General features: G+C 63.5%; 15 protein-coding genes. 8 read left to right on the top strand and 7 right to left on the bottom strand.

The window, feature by feature from the left end:
* The first annotated feature begins 85 nt into the window (after window positions 1-85).
* Window positions 86-1,468, top strand: a complete 1,383-nt coding sequence (locus AB7531_RS25400) for an aspartate aminotransferase family protein (protein WP_063983661.1) — start codon at window positions 86-88, stop codon at window positions 1,466-1,468.
* Between the two features lie 255 nt (window positions 1,469-1,723).
* On the opposite strand, the gene rnd is transcribed toward AB7531_RS25400, so the two are convergent.
* The gene (gene rnd, locus AB7531_RS25395; RefSeq protein ID WP_063983660.1) at window positions 1,724-2,893 is read right to left on the bottom strand and encodes a ribonuclease D; all 1,170 of its coding nucleotides are present in this window, start codon (window positions 2,891-2,893) and stop codon (window positions 1,724-1,726) included.
* A gap of 353 nt (window positions 2,894-3,246) precedes the next feature.
* Window positions 3,247-4,143 (bottom strand): LysR family transcriptional regulator, encoded by an 897-nt coding sequence (locus AB7531_RS25390; RefSeq protein WP_063983659.1) that lies wholly within the window; start codon window positions 4,141-4,143, stop codon window positions 3,247-3,249.
* Window positions 4,144-4,246: 103 nt separating this feature from the next.
* On the opposite strand from AB7531_RS25390, the gene AB7531_RS25385 reads away from it, so the two are divergent.
* The gene (locus tag AB7531_RS25385) at window positions 4,247-5,236 is read left to right on the top strand and encodes a zinc-dependent alcohol dehydrogenase family protein (RefSeq protein WP_063983658.1); all 990 of its coding nucleotides are present in this window, start codon (window positions 4,247-4,249) and stop codon (window positions 5,234-5,236) included.
* A 32-nt stretch (window positions 5,237-5,268) separates the two neighbouring features.
* Here the strand turns inward: AB7531_RS25385 and AB7531_RS25380 are convergent, their stop codons facing one another.
* Window positions 5,269-6,003: a FadR/GntR family transcriptional regulator gene (locus AB7531_RS25380; protein ID WP_199877100.1), complete on the bottom strand. Its 735-nt coding sequence runs from the start codon at window positions 6,001-6,003 to the stop codon at window positions 5,269-5,271.
* A 193-nt stretch (window positions 6,004-6,196) separates the two neighbouring features.
* Between AB7531_RS25380 and AB7531_RS25375 the strand changes: the two genes are divergently transcribed.
* From AB7531_RS25375 to AB7531_RS25360, 4 genes are all read left to right on the top strand, one after another.
* Entirely contained in the window at window positions 6,197-7,336 is a 1,140-nt protein-coding gene (locus tag AB7531_RS25375) for an ABC transporter substrate-binding protein (protein ID WP_231144904.1), read from the top strand.
* Window positions 7,337-7,402: 66 nt separating this feature from the next.
* Window positions 7,403-8,467 carry an ABC transporter ATP-binding protein gene (locus AB7531_RS25370; RefSeq protein WP_063983657.1) on the top strand — a complete coding sequence of 355 codons (1,065 nt, stop codon included), beginning with the start codon at window positions 7,403-7,405 and terminating at the stop codon, window positions 8,465-8,467.
* Between the two features lie 11 nt (window positions 8,468-8,478).
* Window positions 8,479-9,363, top strand: a complete 885-nt coding sequence (locus tag AB7531_RS25365; protein ID WP_063983656.1) for an ABC transporter permease — start codon at window positions 8,479-8,481, stop codon at window positions 9,361-9,363.
* A 10-nt stretch (window positions 9,364-9,373) separates the two neighbouring features.
* Window positions 9,374-10,195, top strand: a complete 822-nt coding sequence (locus tag AB7531_RS25360) for an ABC transporter permease (RefSeq protein WP_014495741.1) — start codon at window positions 9,374-9,376, stop codon at window positions 10,193-10,195.
* Window positions 10,196-10,270: 75 nt separating this feature from the next.
* On the opposite strand, the gene AB7531_RS25355 is transcribed toward AB7531_RS25360, so the two are convergent.
* Genes AB7531_RS25355 through AB7531_RS25340 form a run of 4 tightly spaced genes read right to left on the bottom strand, consistent with a single transcriptional unit; the run spans window position 10,271 to window position 14,283 of the window.
* Window positions 10,271-11,602 (bottom strand): ABC transporter substrate-binding protein, encoded by a 1,332-nt coding sequence (locus tag AB7531_RS25355; RefSeq protein WP_231144906.1) that lies wholly within the window; start codon window positions 11,600-11,602, stop codon window positions 10,271-10,273.
* An 11-nt stretch (window positions 11,603-11,613) separates the two neighbouring features.
* A complete protein-coding gene (locus tag AB7531_RS25350) occupies window positions 11,614-12,483 on the bottom strand; it encodes a carbohydrate ABC transporter permease (RefSeq protein WP_063983654.1) in 870 nt (289 codons plus the stop codon).
* The gene (locus AB7531_RS25345; protein ID WP_063983653.1) at window positions 12,480-13,430 is read right to left on the bottom strand and encodes a carbohydrate ABC transporter permease; all 951 of its coding nucleotides are present in this window, start codon (window positions 13,428-13,430) and stop codon (window positions 12,480-12,482) included. The genes AB7531_RS25350 and AB7531_RS25345 overlap by 4 nt, the downstream gene beginning before the upstream one ends.
* Before the next feature lies 1 nt (window position 13,431).
* Window positions 13,432-14,283, bottom strand: coding sequence for a phosphodiesterase (locus tag AB7531_RS25340; RefSeq protein WP_063983652.1), 852 nt, complete (start codon window positions 14,281-14,283; stop codon window positions 13,432-13,434).
* 260 nt (window positions 14,284-14,543) lie between these two features.
* On the opposite strand from AB7531_RS25340, the gene AB7531_RS25335 reads away from it, so the two are divergent.
* Both AB7531_RS25335 and AB7531_RS25330 read left to right on the top strand, forming a co-directional pair.
* Window positions 14,544-15,554, top strand: coding sequence for a M23 family metallopeptidase (locus AB7531_RS25335; RefSeq protein ID WP_063983651.1), 1,011 nt, complete (start codon window positions 14,544-14,546; stop codon window positions 15,552-15,554).
* 9 nt (window positions 15,555-15,563) lie between these two features.
* Window positions 15,564-15,884 (top strand): DUF805 domain-containing protein, encoded by a 321-nt coding sequence (locus AB7531_RS25330; protein WP_063983650.1) that lies wholly within the window; start codon window positions 15,564-15,566, stop codon window positions 15,882-15,884.
* The last annotated feature ends 205 nt before the right edge of the window (window positions 15,885-16,089 follow it).

The following is a 16,089-nucleotide window of genomic DNA, read 5'->3' as shown; positions in this document are numbered from 1 at the left end:
ATGTCGACGTTTTCTTTGGACAAGCTCGTCGTTTGGACAGGTCTGCGTCATGACCTCCAATGACGCACCGTTGAGGAATCCCGCAATGTCCATGCTGCCCAATTCGCAAGAGGCCCGGGATGTGGCCTACCAGCTCCATTCCTATACCAACGCGCGCGCGCATCAGCAGGCCGGTCCGCTGGTGATCGAGCGCGGCGAGGGCCCTTACGTGTTCGACGCGTCGGGCAAGCGCTATTTCGAGGCCATGGCCGGCCTGTGGAGCGTCGGGCTCGGCTTCAACGAGAAGCGGCTGGTCGAGGCGGCGCACAAGCAAATGCTGGCGCTGCCGTTCTACCATACGTTCTCCGCCAAATCGCACGGGCCCTCGATCGACCTCGCCGAGAAGCTGGTGGCGCTCGCGCCGGTGCCGATGAGCAAGGTGTTCTTCACCAATTCCGGCTCGGAGGCGAACGACACCGTCCTCAAGCTGATCGCCTATCGCTCCAATTCGCTTGGCCAGCCGCAGCGCAAGAAGATCATCAGCCGGATGCGCGCCTATCACGGCGTCACCATTGCCTCGGCAAGCCTCACCGGCCTGCCGAACAACCACCGCTCGTTCGACCTGCCGCTGCCCAACATCCTGCACACGGGCTCGCCGCATTTCTACAAGGACGGCGCGCCCGGTGAGAGCGAGGAGGCGTTCGCGACGCGCCGGGCCGAGGAGCTCGACACGCTGATCCAGAAGGAAGGCCCGGATACGATCGCGGCCTTCTTCGGCGAGCCTGTGATGGGCGCGGGCGGCGTCGTCGTGCCGCCGGCGACCTATTGGGACAAGATCCAGGCCGTCCTGAAGAAATACGACATCCTGCTGGTCGCGGATGAGGTCATCTGCGGTTTCGGCCGCACCGGCAAGATGTTCGGCTGCGAGACCTACGGCATCAAGCCGGACGTGATGGTGGTCTCCAAGCAGATCACCTCGAGCTATTTCCCGCTGTCGGCGATCATCCTGAACGACCGCATGTTCGAGCCGATCGCGGACGAGAGCAACAAGATCGGCGTGCTCGGTCACGGTTTCACCGCGGGCGGCCATCCCGTCGGTTCGGCCATTGCGCTGGAGAACCTCAAGATCATCGAGGAGCGCGGCTTGGTCGCGCACGCCGCCGAGCTCGGCGGCTACATGCAGGGCAAGCTGCGCGAGCTCACCAGCCATCCGCTGGTCGGCGAGGTCCGCGGCGTCGGCATGATCGCGGCGATCGAGCTCGTGCTCGACAAGGGACGCAAGACGGCCGCCAGCACGCCCGGCGCCGTCGGCGGCATCGCCAGCCGCATGCTCCAGGAGCGCGGCGTGATCTCGCGCAACATGCTGGATGCCATCGCCATCTGCCCGCCGCTGATCGTCACCAAGGCCCAGATCGACGAGCTGATCGCGGCCATTACGGGCGTGCTGAATGATATGAAGCCGGAAGTGGCGAAGCTGACGCCGGCGTAGGCTCTCTCCTCGTCATTGCGAGGAGCCCGCAACAAAATTGCGAAGCAATTTTGCGCTAGCGACGAAGCAATCCAGACCGTCTCCGCGGAAAGATTCTGGATTGCTTCGCTTCGCTCGCAATGACGGCGTTGATGCAATGAGCCTCGATTTATCACCGTCACCCTGAGGTGCTCGCCTCTTCGGCGAGCCTCGAAGGGCGACGGCCGACTGGCCGCAGCGGGGGCCGCTCATCCTTCGAGGCTCACGCCTCGCGCCTCAGGATGACGGTTTAACCGGCTCCACCCGCTGAACCCCGATCACGCGGCCCTTCTCGATCGCCAGCGCCAGCTCGCCGCGCTTCAGTTTCAGCGCGGCATCGCCGAACAGCTCGCGGCGCCAGCCGCGCAGGGCGGGGACGTCGGCCTCGTCGTCGGCTGCGATCTCTTCGAGATCGTCGACGGTGGCGATCACCTTGCTGGCGACCGCGTGGCGCTCCGCGGTCATGCGCAGCAGGACCTTCAACAGCTCGACGATGGCAGCGCCATTGTTGTTGTTGCGCGGCTTCTCCAGCTTCGGCAGCGTCGCAAAATCGCGCGCCAGCCCACGCTCGACCGCGGCGACGATGTCCGCGCCCCATTTGGATTTCTCGAACCCCTTCGGCACCGAGCGCAGATGGGCGAGCTTCTCCAGCGTGTTCGGCGCGTGGGTCGCGATGTCGCTGATGGCTTCATCGCGCAGCACGCGGCCGCGCGGCACGTCGCGGCTCTGCGCTTCCTGCTCGCGCCAGGCCGCGACCTCCATCAGGACCGCGAGGTCCTTGGGCTTGCGGACCCGCGTCTTCAGCCGTTCCCAGGCGCGCTCGGGGTGGAAGTCGTAAGTGCGGGGCGAGGTCAAAACCTCCATCTCGATGGAGACCCACTCGCTGCGGCGCCGCTTCTTGAGGTCGGCATCGAGCGCGGCGAACACGTCGCGCAGGTGCGTGACGTCGGACACCGCGTAGTGCATCTGCTCTTTCGTCAGCGGCCGGCGCGACCAGTCGGTGAAGCGGTGGGTCTTGTCCGGGCGGTGGCCCGTGACCTTCTCGACCAGCGCGTCATAGGCGATGCTGTCGCCGTAGCCGAGCACCATGGCCGCGACCTGGGTGTCGAACACCGGGTGCGGGATGATGTTGGCCTGGTGCCAGATGATCTCGATGTCCTGGCGGGCGGCATGGAATACCTTCAGCACGCCCTCGTTGCCCATCAGGTCGAAGAACGGCTTGAGGTCGATGCCCTCGGCCAGGGTGTCGATGACGATCGCTTCCTCTGGGCTGGCCATCTGCACCACGCACAGCAGCGGGTAGTAGGTGGTTTCGCGCAGGAACTCGGTATCGACTGTAATAACGGGGTGCTTGGCCAGCCGGCTGCAGGCAGCCGCGAGGTCAGCGGTGGTGGTAATCAAATCCATGAACGGCCCATGACACTTGGTATCAGCCGTTCTGCCGAAAGCGCTGTGATGTCAAGGGGCTCTAAGCGAATTCGAGCATTGCATCGGGCCGGAATCGTCTCTTTCCGACGAAATTCCTATTCGTAACGGATCCGGTGCGAGGATTTGCGCGCGCAGGGCAGCGCCACCACGACCACGCACATGGCGACCAGCGCCAGCCCCAGGAACTCGAAAACCAACAGATCCACGGCGAAATCTCCAGAAACATTGATAGATTTGTCGGGGGTACGTTGAGGGTCTGTTAATGCTCGTGGTTACCGGCCGCCCGGCAAGCCGGATGGTGGACGGGGAGTTAACGGGGGCGGGCTCGACCATCACCCCATGAGCTTCGGCAAGGCGGCGAGCGCGTCCACGGCGGCACGCACTTTTGGCGGAATCCGGGGCGAACGGGGCCACAGCGCGTGGCAGTCGTAGAGGAATTCGGGCTGGCCTTCGAGGAGGCCGACCAGCGCGCCGCTGTTGAGACGCTCGCGGACCAGCCAATAAGGCAGCCAGGCGAGCCCCATGCCCTGTGCGGCGGCGTCCGCGATCGCCTCCATATCGTCGAGCCTCAGCCTGCCTGACGGCATGATCTCGCGTGCCGGCTGGTCGGCTTGTGGAAACAGCCATGGCCGGACGCGTCCAGAGCGGCGATAGATGATCGCCTGATGCGCGGCGAGATCGTCGAGCGATTTTGGTTTGCCGTTGGCGCGTAAATAGGACCGCGCGCCGCACACCACCATGCGCTGGCTTGCGATGCGCCGCGTGATCAGACCGGACTGGTCGTCGAGATCGCCGGTCCGGATCGCAAGATCGTAGCCGGCCTCGATGATGTCAGCGATGGGATCGCCGAAGGAGAGGTCGAGCTCGAGATGCGGATATTTTCGCGCGAGCTTCATCAACAGAGGGGCGATGCAGTGCCGTCCGAGCAGGGCAGGCATGGTCACGCGCAGCCTGCCGCGCGGCGCGGAGAGTTCATCGGCCACGACGGCGTCGGCGGCTTCGGCCTCGCTGAGTACCGCGCGGCAGCGCTCGTAGTAGGCCTGGCCAGCCTCGGTCAGGCTCTGGCGCCGCGTGGTGCGGTTGAGGAGGCGGACGCCGAGACGTTCTTCGAGGAAGCGCACATGCTTGCCGACCATCGGCCCCGACATCTCCAGGGCGTCGGCCGCGGCCGCGAACGAACCGAGATCGACGGCCCGGACGAATACGGCCATGCTGGTCAGGCGGTCCATGATTGAAAACTCCTGGTTTCGACTGTTCGCGTATTCGGGCCATTTATCCACTTCGGTGGGATCGGCATAGCTCCATTCAGTTCAATTGTTTTGGAGTGTATCCATGACCCGCGTCGTTCGCTTTCACCGGCATGGCGGTCCCGAAGTGCTGTGCATCGAGACCGTCGACGTTCCACCGCCGGCAAAGGGCGAGGTGCAGATCCGGGTCAGGGCGCTCGGTCTCAACCGTGCGGAGGCGCTGTTGCGGACGGGCACCTATATCGAGACCGCGACATTTCCGTCCGGCCTTGGTCTGGAGGCGGGAGGTATCGTCGAGGCCATCGGCGAAGGCGTGGCCGGCTTTGCACCGGGAGAGGCGGTCAGCATCGTGCCGCCGCTGTCGATGGTGCGATGGCCGGCCTATGCCGAGCTCGCGACGTTTCCGGCCGAGCTCGTCGTGAAGCATCCGCCCGAGCTTGGCTTCGAGGCGGCGGCCGCGGTGTGGATGCAGTATCTGACGGCCTACGGCGCGCTGGTCGACATCGCCGGACTTGGGCGAGGGGACGTCGTCGCCATCACGGCGGCATCGAGCAGTGTCGGGCTTGCGGCCATCCAGATCGCGAACCGGATCGGCGCTTTCCCGGTCGCCCTGACGCGGACCTCGGCCAAGCAGCGCGCCTTGCGCGAGGCCGGCGCCGCCCACGTGATCGCCTTGGACGAGGAGGACATCGAAGCGCGGCTGGCAGTGATCGCCGGTGCGAGCGGCGTCCGCGTGGTGTTTGACGCCGTCGGCGGTCCCGCATTCGAGCCGCTGACCGCGGCGATGTCACGGGGCGGAATCCTGATCGAGTATGGTGGGCTGAGCCCCGCGCCGACGCCGTTCCCGCTCTTCAACGTGTTGACCAAGAGCCTGGTCCTGCGCGGCTACCTCGTGCACGAGATCATCCGCGATCCCGTGCGCCTTGCGAAAGCAAAGGCGTTCATCCTCGACGGGTTGTCAGACGGCAGCTTGAAGCCGGTGATCGCCAGAACGTTCCCGTTCGAGGAGATCGTCGAGGCGCATCGCTTCCTGGAGTCGAACAATCAGTTCGGCAAGATCGTTGTGACGATCTAACCGCGCGCGGCGCGTGGCTCACGTCGCGGCGATCAGCCCCCCTCGAATATTCTCTTGCGGGCATTTTCGACATGCGTGCGCATGGCGCGGCGGGCGCCGTCCTCGTCTTGTGCCTCGATGGCCTCGAACACGCGGCGATGCTCCTGCTGTCCCCTGAGAATGCGGCCGCGCGGCTGAATGAGCGACAGGTTGCGGTTGAGATTGACGCCAATGGCGATCTGCTCCCTCAACGAGGTCAGCGTCTCGACAAAGAACCGGTTGCCGCTCGCCTCCGCAATCGTGCGGTGGAAGAGGAGATCTTCCTCGACACCAAGGCCGCCCTCGCGCCCTTGGGCGACCATCGTATCCAGCCTGGTCAGCACCTGCTGAATGCGGCGCAGGCTTTGCCTGTCCCGGTTGCGGGCGGCGAGGGCCGCGGCATCGCCCTCGACGGCCATCCGGAACACGAAGCAGCGCTGGATATCGGGGATGCTACTGACAGGCGCGAAGTCGAAGGCATTGGCGGCCGGACGCCGGGTCACGAACCAGCCCGCGCCCTGGCGTGATGCAATCAGCCCGTCGTCGCGCAATCGCGTCAGCGCCTCGCGAACGACGGGCCGCGAAACGCCCAGGAGTTCGGCAAGGCCATTCTCGGGCGGTAACCGGCAGTTCACGGGAAGGATGCCGATCGCGATCTGACCCAGCACATGGTCGTAGATCCGGTCGCTCAATCGTCCCGTCGAGGACGACAGCGGCAACTCCGCGGATTTCATCGCAGGCTTTTTCAAGTCCGGCTCCGTCCGGTTTTGCGTTCGGCTTCCAAACAAGTTTTTGACATTTCAGTCCGTGCACAAGGCGCTCGGCCGCCAGCTCAAAACAGCTACAGAACAGACCGCTTGACAACCAGCGAAGATTTCGTCGATGCTTGCCTTACAAATAAATAACAAGTTGCGCAAAAAATAAAGCGCGTGGGAGGCGAGAATGAAACCGAGGTCAGCAACCCCAATGGTCGCCGTCCTGCTGGGGGCGTGTCTATGCAGCGGAGCCCTTGCCGCTCCGATCAGTCTTTCGATCATCGATACCGGCGGTGACCTGGCCTCGGTGCAGACCATCATCGAGAACTACAAGAAGGCGAATCCGGACAAGGTCAGCGAGATCAGAATCCAACGCGCGCCCGCGCCGGAGCTTCCGGCCAAGATCAAGGCGCAGCAGGACGCCGGACGCCTCGATATCAATCTGGTGCTGACCGGGCAGGATGGCGGCGCACTGCTGGCCCAGAACGGCCAGCTCATCGCCATCCCCGATTATCAGAAGAGCTTTCCGCGCGACGGCCTCACCGATGCGGGCAAGGCGCTTTACGACGAGGGCAAGGGCGTCCTCATTCCGTCAGTCGGCAATGCCGGTGGACCGGTGCTGATCTACAATCCGGCGAAGGTGCCGAGCCCGCCGAAGACCGCGCAGGAATTGCTGACTTGGGTGAAGGCGAACCCGGGCAAATTCATGTATGCGCGTCCGGCGAACAGCGGGCCGGGCCGCGCGATCCTCCAGGGCTTTGCCTTCATTCTCGGGGACTCCAAGCCGCTCGACCCCGAAAAGGGCTGGGACAAGAGCTGGGATTTCCTGAAAGAGCTCGGCAAGTCCGTCGAATATTATCCGACCGGTACCGCGATCACGTTGAAGGAATTCGCCCAGGGGCAGCGCTGGATGATCGCCGGGATCATGGAATGGGACATGAAGCCGCGCGCGCAGAGCGTAATCCCGCCGGACTCGAAGATCGCAATCTTGGAGAACACCACGTTCGTGGTGGACGGTCACTATTGGTGCATCCCGAAGGGCGTGCCGCAGGAACAGGTCGATGTCATCGTCGACCTCATGAAGTTCATGTGGAAGCCGGAGCAGCAGGCGCTCACCTGGAAAGCCTTCATCGGGCCGGTCGTGAAGGCCGCAGCCCTCGCATCGGCGCCCAAGGAAATCCAGGACGAGGTGAAGGAATTCTGGCGTCCTGAATATGATCAGATCGGGACCAAATGGAAAGTATCGCCTCCGCTGGGCGTGACCGAGCTGAGCTACGCGATGGAACGGTGGGACCGTGAGGTCGGCGCCGATCAGGTCAAGAAATAACAAGAACCGGGACCAAGATGCGAGGGCGCGCAGGTGCGGCCCTCGCGCGCGTATGCGGGGCGGGGAATGGCCGACTCTATCGATAAGCTGCAGATGTCGATCACCAAGCGTTATGGCGGCAAGGTGGTGCTCGACCACTTTCCGCTGGAGGTCGGCGGCCGCGAGTTCGTCACCTTCCTGGGGCCGAGCGGCTGCGGAAAGTCTACGGCGCTCGGCATCATCGCGGGCCTCGTGCCGCCGAGCGACGGCGAGATCCATCTCAATGGACGACGGATTGACGATGTCTCGCCCGAAAAGCGCGGGTTCGGCATGGTGTTCCAGAACTACGCGCTGTTTCCGCATCTGACTGTGTTCGGCAACGTCGCCTTCGGCCTCTCTCTCCAGAAGCGGCCGTCTGCGGAAATCGAGCAGCGCGTGCGGGGCATGCTCGGTCTGGTACGTCTTGCCGGTTATGAAGACCGCTATCCCGGTCAGCTCTCGGGCGGACAGCAGCAGCGTGTCGCCATCGCGCGCGCGCTTGTGCTGCACCCTCGGTTGATGCTGTTCGACGAGCCGTTGTCCAACCTTGACGCAAAGCTCCGCGTCGAGATGCGCGCCGAGATCAAGCAGCTGCACGCACAGCTCGGCCTGACCTCCATCTACGTCACCCACGACCAGGCCGAAGCTCTCTCGCTCTCCGACCGCATCGTCGTGCTGCGCGAAGGTGTGCTCATGCAGGTCGGGACGCCGCAGGAAATCCACGACCGTCCCAAGAACGTCTTCGTGGCGGATTTCATGGGCTTCCGAAATTTCCTCGATGTGACGCTCGGCAAGGAAGCGGGCGGTATGATCGAAGCCGGTTTCAAGGGGCAAATCCTGCAGGCCAGGGCCAGGGATAGCTTCCGCCCGGGCGAGCACGCCGTTCTGGCCATCCGGCCGGAAGATGTGCGTCTCGGCAAGTCTGGTGATGGCGTCAATGTGCTGCGCGGCAAGGTCGAGCTGGTCGAGTATCTCGGACGCGAGCAGGAGGCCGAGATCGCGCTCAATGGCGACGCAAGGCTCTGGGTCCGCTCGCACGAGAAGCTCGTATTGGGCGAGATGCTGGATCTGACCTTGCCGGCGGACAAGTTCGTCCTGCTGCGTCGCGAGTGAGGGGACAGATCGTGGCTCGCATCCGCTCTGATTCTCGCAGCGAACTGGACCTCGTCGCGATCCTCTGTCTTGCGCCGTCGCTGCTCTACGTGCTCGCGATGTTCGTCTACCCGTTCCTCTACGGGATCTACATCAGCTTGCAGCCGAAGAAGCGCGACGCCGGGATATTCTCGAACTATGTCGCGTTCTTCAACGACGCCTACCAGTACAATACGATCAAGACGACCTTCATGTTGGCGTTGCCGACGACGGTCGCGGTCGTGTTGGTTGCGCTGTTCCTCGCATACGGCATGCGGCGCGGCATCTGGTTCGAGCGCACCATCACGACCATTCTCGTGCTTCCGATCTCGCTCGGTGTCGTCTTCCTGTCGGAAGGGATCCTCGGCTTCTACGGCCACAATGGCTGGCTCAACCAGTTGCTGCTTGCGGTCGGATTGATCCAGAATCCGCTCGAGCTGACGCATAATTCGATCGGCGTCACCTTCTCGCTGTTCATGCAGAACTTTCCGTTCTGCTTCCTGATGTTGCTCGGTTACATCTCCGGCATCGACCCGAGCCTGGAAAGCTCCGCACGCATGCTGGGCGCCGGTCCCTGGACCATCTTCCGGCGCGTCATGTTCCCGTTGATCGCACCGGGCCTGATCATCGCGTTTGCCCTCGTCTTCGTGATGAGCTTTGCCGTGTTTCCATCCGCGGTGATGGTTGGCCAGCCGGCCGGTTCGACGCGGACGATCTCGATCGCGGCCTACCAGCAGGCCTTCGAGCAATATGACATGTCCTACGCATCCGCGATCGCGGTCATCATGGGGCTCTGCCAGCTCGCGGCGCTGGTGGTCATCGTGCTGGTGCGCCGCCGCATGACGATTGCAACAACCATGGGCGTCGGCAAACGCTGAGGGGGCGCCAATGCGCGGACGGATGTGGAAATTGGCGATCTACCTGTTCCTGCTGGGGTTCATCCTGAACCTGCTCGGCATCGTGACGCATGTCGTGGTCAGCTCGTTCGCAAAACGCTGGTTCGGCAAGCCGTTGCCGCCGGCGTTCACGACGGATTGGTTTACCTACGCCTGGCGGGAGTTCGAGCTCTCCCATGTGCTCTTCATCACGCTGTTCATCGCGCTGGCCGTGGTGTTCATCGCGCTCGCGATCGGATTTCCGGCCGCCTACGTGCTGGCGCGGCGGAATTTCAACGCCAAGCCGGTCCTGCTGCTGCTCTACTTCCTGCCGCTGCTGATCCCGCAGATGACCTACGGCATTCCGCTTGCCACGACGCTTTATGGGTTTGGTGTTGGCGGGACGGTCATTGGCGTCATTCTCGCCGTGCTCGTCCCGATGGTTCCTCTTGCCGTCTTCATCCTGTTGCCGTTCTTCGAGCAGATCAGCTTGAACCTTGAATGGTCGGCGCAGATGCTCGGCGCGAGCCGGCTGCAGATATTCCGCCGCATCCTGTTGCCGCTGATGCTGCCCGGCATTTTGACAGCGGGCCTGCTGGTTCTCGTAAATACGATCTCGAACTTCGAGCTGGCGTTTCTGCTTGCGGGCGGGGGATCGCAGACCCTGGTCGTGGCGCTCTATTACAACGTCTTTGCTGGCGGTGTGCGGCCGGTCTATTCGATCGATGCGATGGCTGTGATCTACATGTGCACCGTCATGGCGGTGCTGCTGGTCGCATTGCGGTTCGTGCGTCCGACGCAGATGGTGTTCAGGCTCGATGGCAGGCGCAACTGACGCAATCACGGCCCCTGAAATGATTTCGGCGCCCCACACCGTGGAGCGCCGAGGTTGTTTGGCTGATCGTTGGCCTTACGGCAGCTTCAGCGAGGTCTCCGCGTTGTAAGGCTTCAGCGTCTCGTCGGCGGCCTTCTGGGCGGCGACCAGTGCTTCCTTCGGCTGCTTCTTGCCGTTGAGGACCAGCATGACCTCGTCCTCCAGCGTCTTGCGGACCGGCACGGTCTTGTAGGTCGCGAACCAGGGTTTTGCGACGTCGAGCTGCTCGACGGCGGTCTTGGCGTCCGGGTTCTTGTTGAGGAAGTCGACCATGTCAGGCGTCTTGTAGGCGGCCATGTTGGGCGCGAAATAGCCGGTGGCGCGGCTCCACCAGGCGCTCTTCTCAGGCGAGGTCATCCACTTGATCAACGTCCAGGCGGCCTTCTGCTTGTCGGCTTCGAGACCGGCCGGAACGATCAGCGAGGCGCCGCCGATCGGCACGGCGTTGCGGACGTTGCGCGGGATAAAGGCGACCTTGTAGTTGAACTTGGCGTTGTCGCGCACATAGGTCAGCGAGCCCGTCGAGAGCATCATCATCGCGGCGTTGCCGGAGATGAAGGAGGTGCTGACGGCCGGACCGGGCGTGGCGCCGGGGGCGTGAACCTTGTGCTTGTAGACAAGGTCGTTCCACCAGGTCAGCGCGCCGAGCATCGAGGGCGTGTCGTAATAGACCTCGCCGCCGAACTCCTCGTTGTAGTAGCGCCCGCCATTGGTCATGGTGAGCGTTTCCATCATCCAGCCGCAATAGTCATAGGCGCAGGGGATCGCGATGCCCCATTGGGTCACCTTGTCGCCTTCGCGCTTGGTGAGCTTCTTGGCCCAGTCGGTGAGCTCGGCCCAGGTCTGCGGCGGCTTGCTGGGATCAAGGCCCGCTTCCTTGGCCTTGTCGGCGTTAATGTAGAGCAGCGGTGTCGAATTGTGGAAGGGCACGCCGTAGACTGAGCGGTTGATCACTGCGTTGCCCTGCAGCGCCGGGAAGAACTGACCGAGGAACTGGTCCTTGGTGGTGCCGTCGGCGGTGATCAGGCCGTCGAGATTGGTGAGCTCGTTCTCGATCTGCATGTCGAGCAGGAAGTTCGCCGACATGATCACGGCAGCCGGCGGCTTGCCGGCCTTGATCGACGCACGTGTCTTGATCAGCGTGTCGTCATAGGAGCCGGTGTAGACCGCGGTCGCCTTGATGGCGGGATGGGTCTCGTTGAACTCCTTGATCAACGTGCCCATGTCGCGGGCGAGCTTGCCGTCGACGGGAACGGGGAAGAACAGGTCGATCTCGGTCGGACCTTCGGCCATCGCCGGGACGGCGAGGGCGCCGGCCATAGAGCCTGCCATGGCAAGGCCAAGCATGAGCCTGCGGGTAAACAGCATCGAAAACTCTCCTATTTGATGCCTGAGGTGACGAAAGAACTGATAAAGCGCTTCTGGAAGATCAGGAAGGTGATGAGCAGCGGTGCGATCACCATCAGCGTGCCGGCGGCAATCGTGCCCCAGGCCTGCGTCCCTTCGGCGGTCGCGGTGAAGACGGACAGACCGACCGTGAGCGGCCGCTTGTCCGGCGAATTGATCACCATCAGCGGCCACAGGAAGTCGTTCCAATGGCTGGTGACGGAGATGATGGCGAAGGCGGAGAAGCTCGGCATCGACAGCGGCACGTAGATGTGGCGGATGCGCTGGAGAAGGCTGGCGCCGTCGATCAGGGCGGCGTCTTCCAGCTCGGTCGGAATGGCTTCAAAAGCCTGTCGCATCAGGAAGGTGCCGAAGGCCGAGGCGAAGAACGGCATCATCACGCCGGCGAGCGTGTCGTAGAGCCCGAACTGCGCCACCAGGCTCAAATTCGGCACGATCAGCAGCACCGGCACCAGCATCAGCTGCATCAGGAACAAATAGAAGATCAGCGTCTTGCCGGCGAATTCGAGCCGCGCAAAGGCAAAGCCGGCCAGCGTGATCGTGACGAACTGCACCAGCAGGATGCCGGTGCAGATGATCGTGGTGTTGAGGGTGTAGCGCGGGAAATCGCCGATCTCCCAGGCATCCCTGACATTGTCGAGCGTGGGCTTGAGGCTCGGGATCAGCTCGGCCATCACGTTGATGCCGTCGGACGCCGGGCGGAGCGTCGCCACGCCCATCCACAGGAACGGGATCAGCCAAACGATCGCGAGCAGCACGGTCAGCAGAAAGCCGAGCTTTGGCGTGATCTCGCGGCGCGTGGCGAGCGGGGCGTCCCTAAGCAGCCAGTCGATCAGCGTCATGCTCCGCCCTCACGATTGGCCATCGTCCGGAAGGAGAGCGCGGTGAGGCCCATCAGCGCCGCAAGCGTCAGCAGCGTTGCCGCCGAGGCCTTGCCGATGTCGTAATGCTCGACCGCCTGCTGGTAGATGTAGAACAACACGAGATTGGTCGAGTTCGACGGTCCGCCCTTGGTCATGACGAAGACGTGGTCGACCTGCGTGACCGCGTTGAGCGTGGCGATGACGATGACGAACAGGAAGGTGGGCTTGAGCTCCGGCAGGATGATGTAGCGCAGCCGCATGAACGGGCCGGCACCGTCGAGATGCGCGGCTTCCATGACATCCTCGGGCACGGCCTGGAGGCCGGCGAGGAAGAACAGCATGTAGTAGCCGGCGTTCTTCCAGATGGTGATCACCATGATCGCATAAAGTGCGATGTCGGGGTCGCCGAGCCAGTTCGGCACCACCGGAAGCAGGCGGCCGATGTAATAGTCGAGCAGGCCGACATTGGGCAGGAAGATAAACAGGAACAGCGCGGAGGCCGCGACCATCGGGATCAGCACCGGCAGGAACAGCGCGGCGCGCAGCGCGCTGCTCACCGCATTGGTGCGCGACAGCGCCAGCGCGAACAGCAGTGCAAGTCCGATGCTCGGGATCGCCGTGCCGATGGCGTAGACGAGATTGTTGACGACCGCACCGGTGAAGGCGGGGTCGGCTAGCACCGCGGCTATATTGTCGAGGCCGACGAAGCGGACCGGTGCCTTCGGCGTGGCGCGCTGGTAGAGCGCGTCGATCAGCACGCGGCCCATCGCGCCATAGGTGAACAGTGCGAGGAAGACCAGCGATGGCAGAAGCAAAAGGTAGGCGGGCAGCGAGGCTTTGAATCGGCCAAGAAACCGCTTCAGGACGCGCAGACGCGGTGCCGCCGATGCCGCGACCGGAAGAGCCGCGGGTTCAGCGAGGCTCATTTCACCGCGCCGCGAACTTGAGCGCATAGTCGCGGCCGTCCATTCCCGCCGGTGGCTCGAAGGGGAAGCGCAGACTGGTGTCGAGGAAGTCGTGGCTGTGCACGACCAGGTTCTCGCCGTCGATCAGCACCACGCCATAGGCCGGCGGCTCATGGCTGGCGAGATGGTCGGTCGCGGCAGCGTCAAGCTCGAACCAGACCTGGTGGTTGGTGCCGCGGAGCGTCGAGAACGGGATCTTGCCGTAGCTGCCGAAGATCGGCCGGTGCACGTGGCCGAAGAAGAGATGGCGGATGCGTGCGCGATAGGGCGCGATCACCTCGGCGAATTCGGCGCTCTGCGCCAGTGCGATCTCGTCCATCGCGTGGACGCCGACCGGGAAGGGCGGATGATGCATGAAGACGACGAACGGCATGTCGGCGGGCGCGGCCGCCAGCGTGCTTGCGAGCCAGCCGAGGCGCTTGGCGCACATCTCGCCGGCGTGGCTGGTCTCGTCCAGCGTGTCGAGGAAGACGAACAGGCCGTGCTCGGTGGTGCGGGTGCCCTGGACGAAGCCGTTCGGGTCGCGCGGCGCGGCCTTCAGGCCGTCGAGGCAGGCCACGCGCTTATCGTGATTGCCGACCATGGCGATATAAGGGATTTTCAGCGCGGCCATCGCCTCGGCGAAATTGGCGTAGGATTCAGGCTCGCCCCAATGGGTGAGGTCGCCGGTCACGACCGCGAAGGCAGCATCGGACTGGTGCTTGTTGATGTCGGCAACCGCCGCGTCCAGCCGGGCGCGCGGATCGAGGCCATAGAGCTTCAGTCCGGGGTTCGCGAGATGCGTGTCGGTGATGTGGATGAATTTGAAGGGCATGGCGCGTCAGGACTGTTGGAGGATGGGCGCCTCCGGCAGGACGTCCCTGACAGGCCGTTAGAGCGCCAGTGTTTCAGTTTGATGACAGCGGTTCCTGCGGCGCGTGGAAGATGTGGACATGCTTGGGACGACCGGGCGAGCGTACTCTGGGGTCGAATGACCTCTCACGATTGAGGCGCAAGATGCGGTCTACCTTGCCGCGAAGATGCGGTCGTGGTTTGCTCATACTGCTCACCGAATTTGCATCACGAGACCTCCAAATGTTGCCGCCGCGTGGCCTCCCCAAGCTGGGTTTGCTTGCCGTCTCCCTGCTGCTTGTCGTCCTCTCCGCCGTCCCCGATGCGGCGCGCGCCGAATTCAATTTCGCCCGTTACAAGGAGACCGATCTCGACGAGTTCCTGGCACGGCGGCGACCGGCCACCGGCCTCGACGTCTACCCGATGTCGCCGCTGAAGCTCGACGTCACGCTGGCCTCCCACGGGGAGCCGTGCGCAAGTGGCGCGCTCAAGCGATCGCTGATCATGAGCGGCATGCCCAAGACCGACGCCGACGCCTTGCAGGCGACCAACTGCATCACGGTCCGCTCCGCCAAGGGGCGCGAGCTGAAGGTCTTCATCCAGGATGTGGTCTACGGCTTCTTGCCGGCGGAGGTGCCGGTTGGGGACAAGCTCTCGCTCTATGCGATCCATGCCTTCACGTCCCCCGAAGGGCCGGGACTGCTGGTCAATGAATTCCTCACCCCGCGCAGCTTTCCGCGCGCCGACAAGCCTGCAGACAAGACGATGACCTCCTGTGGATGCTGGACCCAGGACGAGCATCCCGGTGTCGATTTCACCTCCGACAAGGCAGTCGGCCCGGTGGCGGCGATGGCGGACGGCGTCGTCGTCAAGATCGAGACCAGCGAGCAGGCGCCGGCCGACCTGCCCGTGATCGGCGGTTGCGGCCGCTACGTCGTGCTCAAGCACACTTATCCGAACGGCGGCATCGTCTACACACGCTACGTCCAGCTCGGCCGCATAGGCGGTCCGAAGGGCGAGCCGCTTGCGGTCGGCGCGAGCGTCAAGGCCAAGGACACGATCGGCGAGATCGGCCCGAACAAGGTGCTGCATTTCGAGATCCGCCCCGTCGCGCCCGGGACAACGACGACGAACAAGGCCTGGACCGAGCGGTACGCCAACGTGCCAGACATGGAGTGGTCCCGCTACGATCCCGTCGATCCGCAAAAGTTCGACGCGGCGTCGTTCGGCGGAGTCAGGAAGGCGACGAAGTAAGGACGGCGCGTGGAAATCCTGCGTTTCTTGTTCTCATTCAGCGGACGCGTTAGCCGGTTCGACTATGTGTTTCGCTTCCTGATCCCGCTGGCCGTGGTTCATGCCGTGGTGATTGTTCTTGTCCCTCCGCTTCAGTTTAACGTGGCATTCGGGGTCCTCGTGCTGCTCTCGCTCTGGCCCAGTTGGGCCGTCGGTGCCAAACGGTGTCACGATCGCGGGCGCTCGGGCTGGTTTCAGCTGATCGTGCTCATTCCCATCGTGGGGCCGCTACGGCTATTGATCGAGCTGGTTTTCCTGCCGAGCGTAGAGAAGACGATCAGTCGGCCATAGGCCGCAAACGCTCAATTCGATTGTTTCGATGCCAGATATCTTGCCCAGCTCCTGAGCACCTCAGCGACGCCTGCCTGACTTTCAACGGGTGCAATCCAGTCGGTCGCTTCGCGCGACAATTCGAGAGCGTACAGCACCTCGTTGACGAGCGGCTCAACCCCGTATTCCACGGGAATGATACGAAAGGATCGGCCATGAGGCCATC

The organism is Bradyrhizobium sp. 63_E2_N1_3, from assembly GCF_052076005.1.
Taxonomy (GTDB): Bacteria; Pseudomonadota; Alphaproteobacteria; order Rhizobiales; family Xanthobacteraceae; genus Bradyrhizobium; species Bradyrhizobium barranii.
This window is presented reverse-complemented; position numbering and strand designations above follow the sequence as displayed.

Bases quoted from the DNA above. Each gene is read 5' to 3' on its own strand.
- AB7531_RS25340 (WP_063983652.1), bottom strand. From the start codon at position 14,283: ATGCCCTTCAAATTCATCCACATCACCGACACGCATCTCGCGAACCCC.
- AB7531_RS25345 (WP_063983653.1), bottom strand. From the start codon at position 13,430: ATGAGCCTCGCTGAACCCGCGGCTCTTCCGGTCGCGGCATCGGCGGCA.
- AB7531_RS25370 (WP_063983657.1), top strand. From the start codon at position 7,403: ATGGCCGACTCTATCGATAAGCTGCAGATGTCGATCACCAAGCGTTAT.
- AB7531_RS25375 (WP_231144904.1), top strand. From the start codon at position 6,197: ATGAAACCGAGGTCAGCAACCCCAATGGTCGCCGTCCTGCTGGGGGCG.
- AB7531_RS25360 (WP_014495741.1), top strand. From the start codon at position 9,374: ATGCGCGGACGGATGTGGAAATTGGCGATCTACCTGTTCCTGCTGGGG.
- AB7531_RS25355 (WP_231144906.1), bottom strand. From the start codon at position 11,602: ATGCTGTTTACCCGCAGGCTCATGCTTGGCCTTGCCATGGCAGGCTCT.
- AB7531_RS25335 (WP_063983651.1), top strand. From the start codon at position 14,544: ATGTTGCCGCCGCGTGGCCTCCCCAAGCTGGGTTTGCTTGCCGTCTCC.
- AB7531_RS25390 (WP_063983659.1), bottom strand. From the start codon at position 4,143: ATGGACCGCCTGACCAGCATGGCCGTATTCGTCCGGGCCGTCGATCTC.
- AB7531_RS25385 (WP_063983658.1), top strand. From the start codon at position 4,247: ATGACCCGCGTCGTTCGCTTTCACCGGCATGGCGGTCCCGAAGTGCTG.
- AB7531_RS25400 (WP_063983661.1), top strand. From the start codon at position 86: ATGTCCATGCTGCCCAATTCGCAAGAGGCCCGGGATGTGGCCTACCAG.
- rnd (WP_063983660.1), bottom strand. From the start codon at position 2,893: ATGGATTTGATTACCACCACCGCTGACCTCGCGGCTGCCTGCAGCCGG.
- AB7531_RS25350 (WP_063983654.1), bottom strand. From the start codon at position 12,483: ATGACGCTGATCGACTGGCTGCTTAGGGACGCCCCGCTCGCCACGCGC.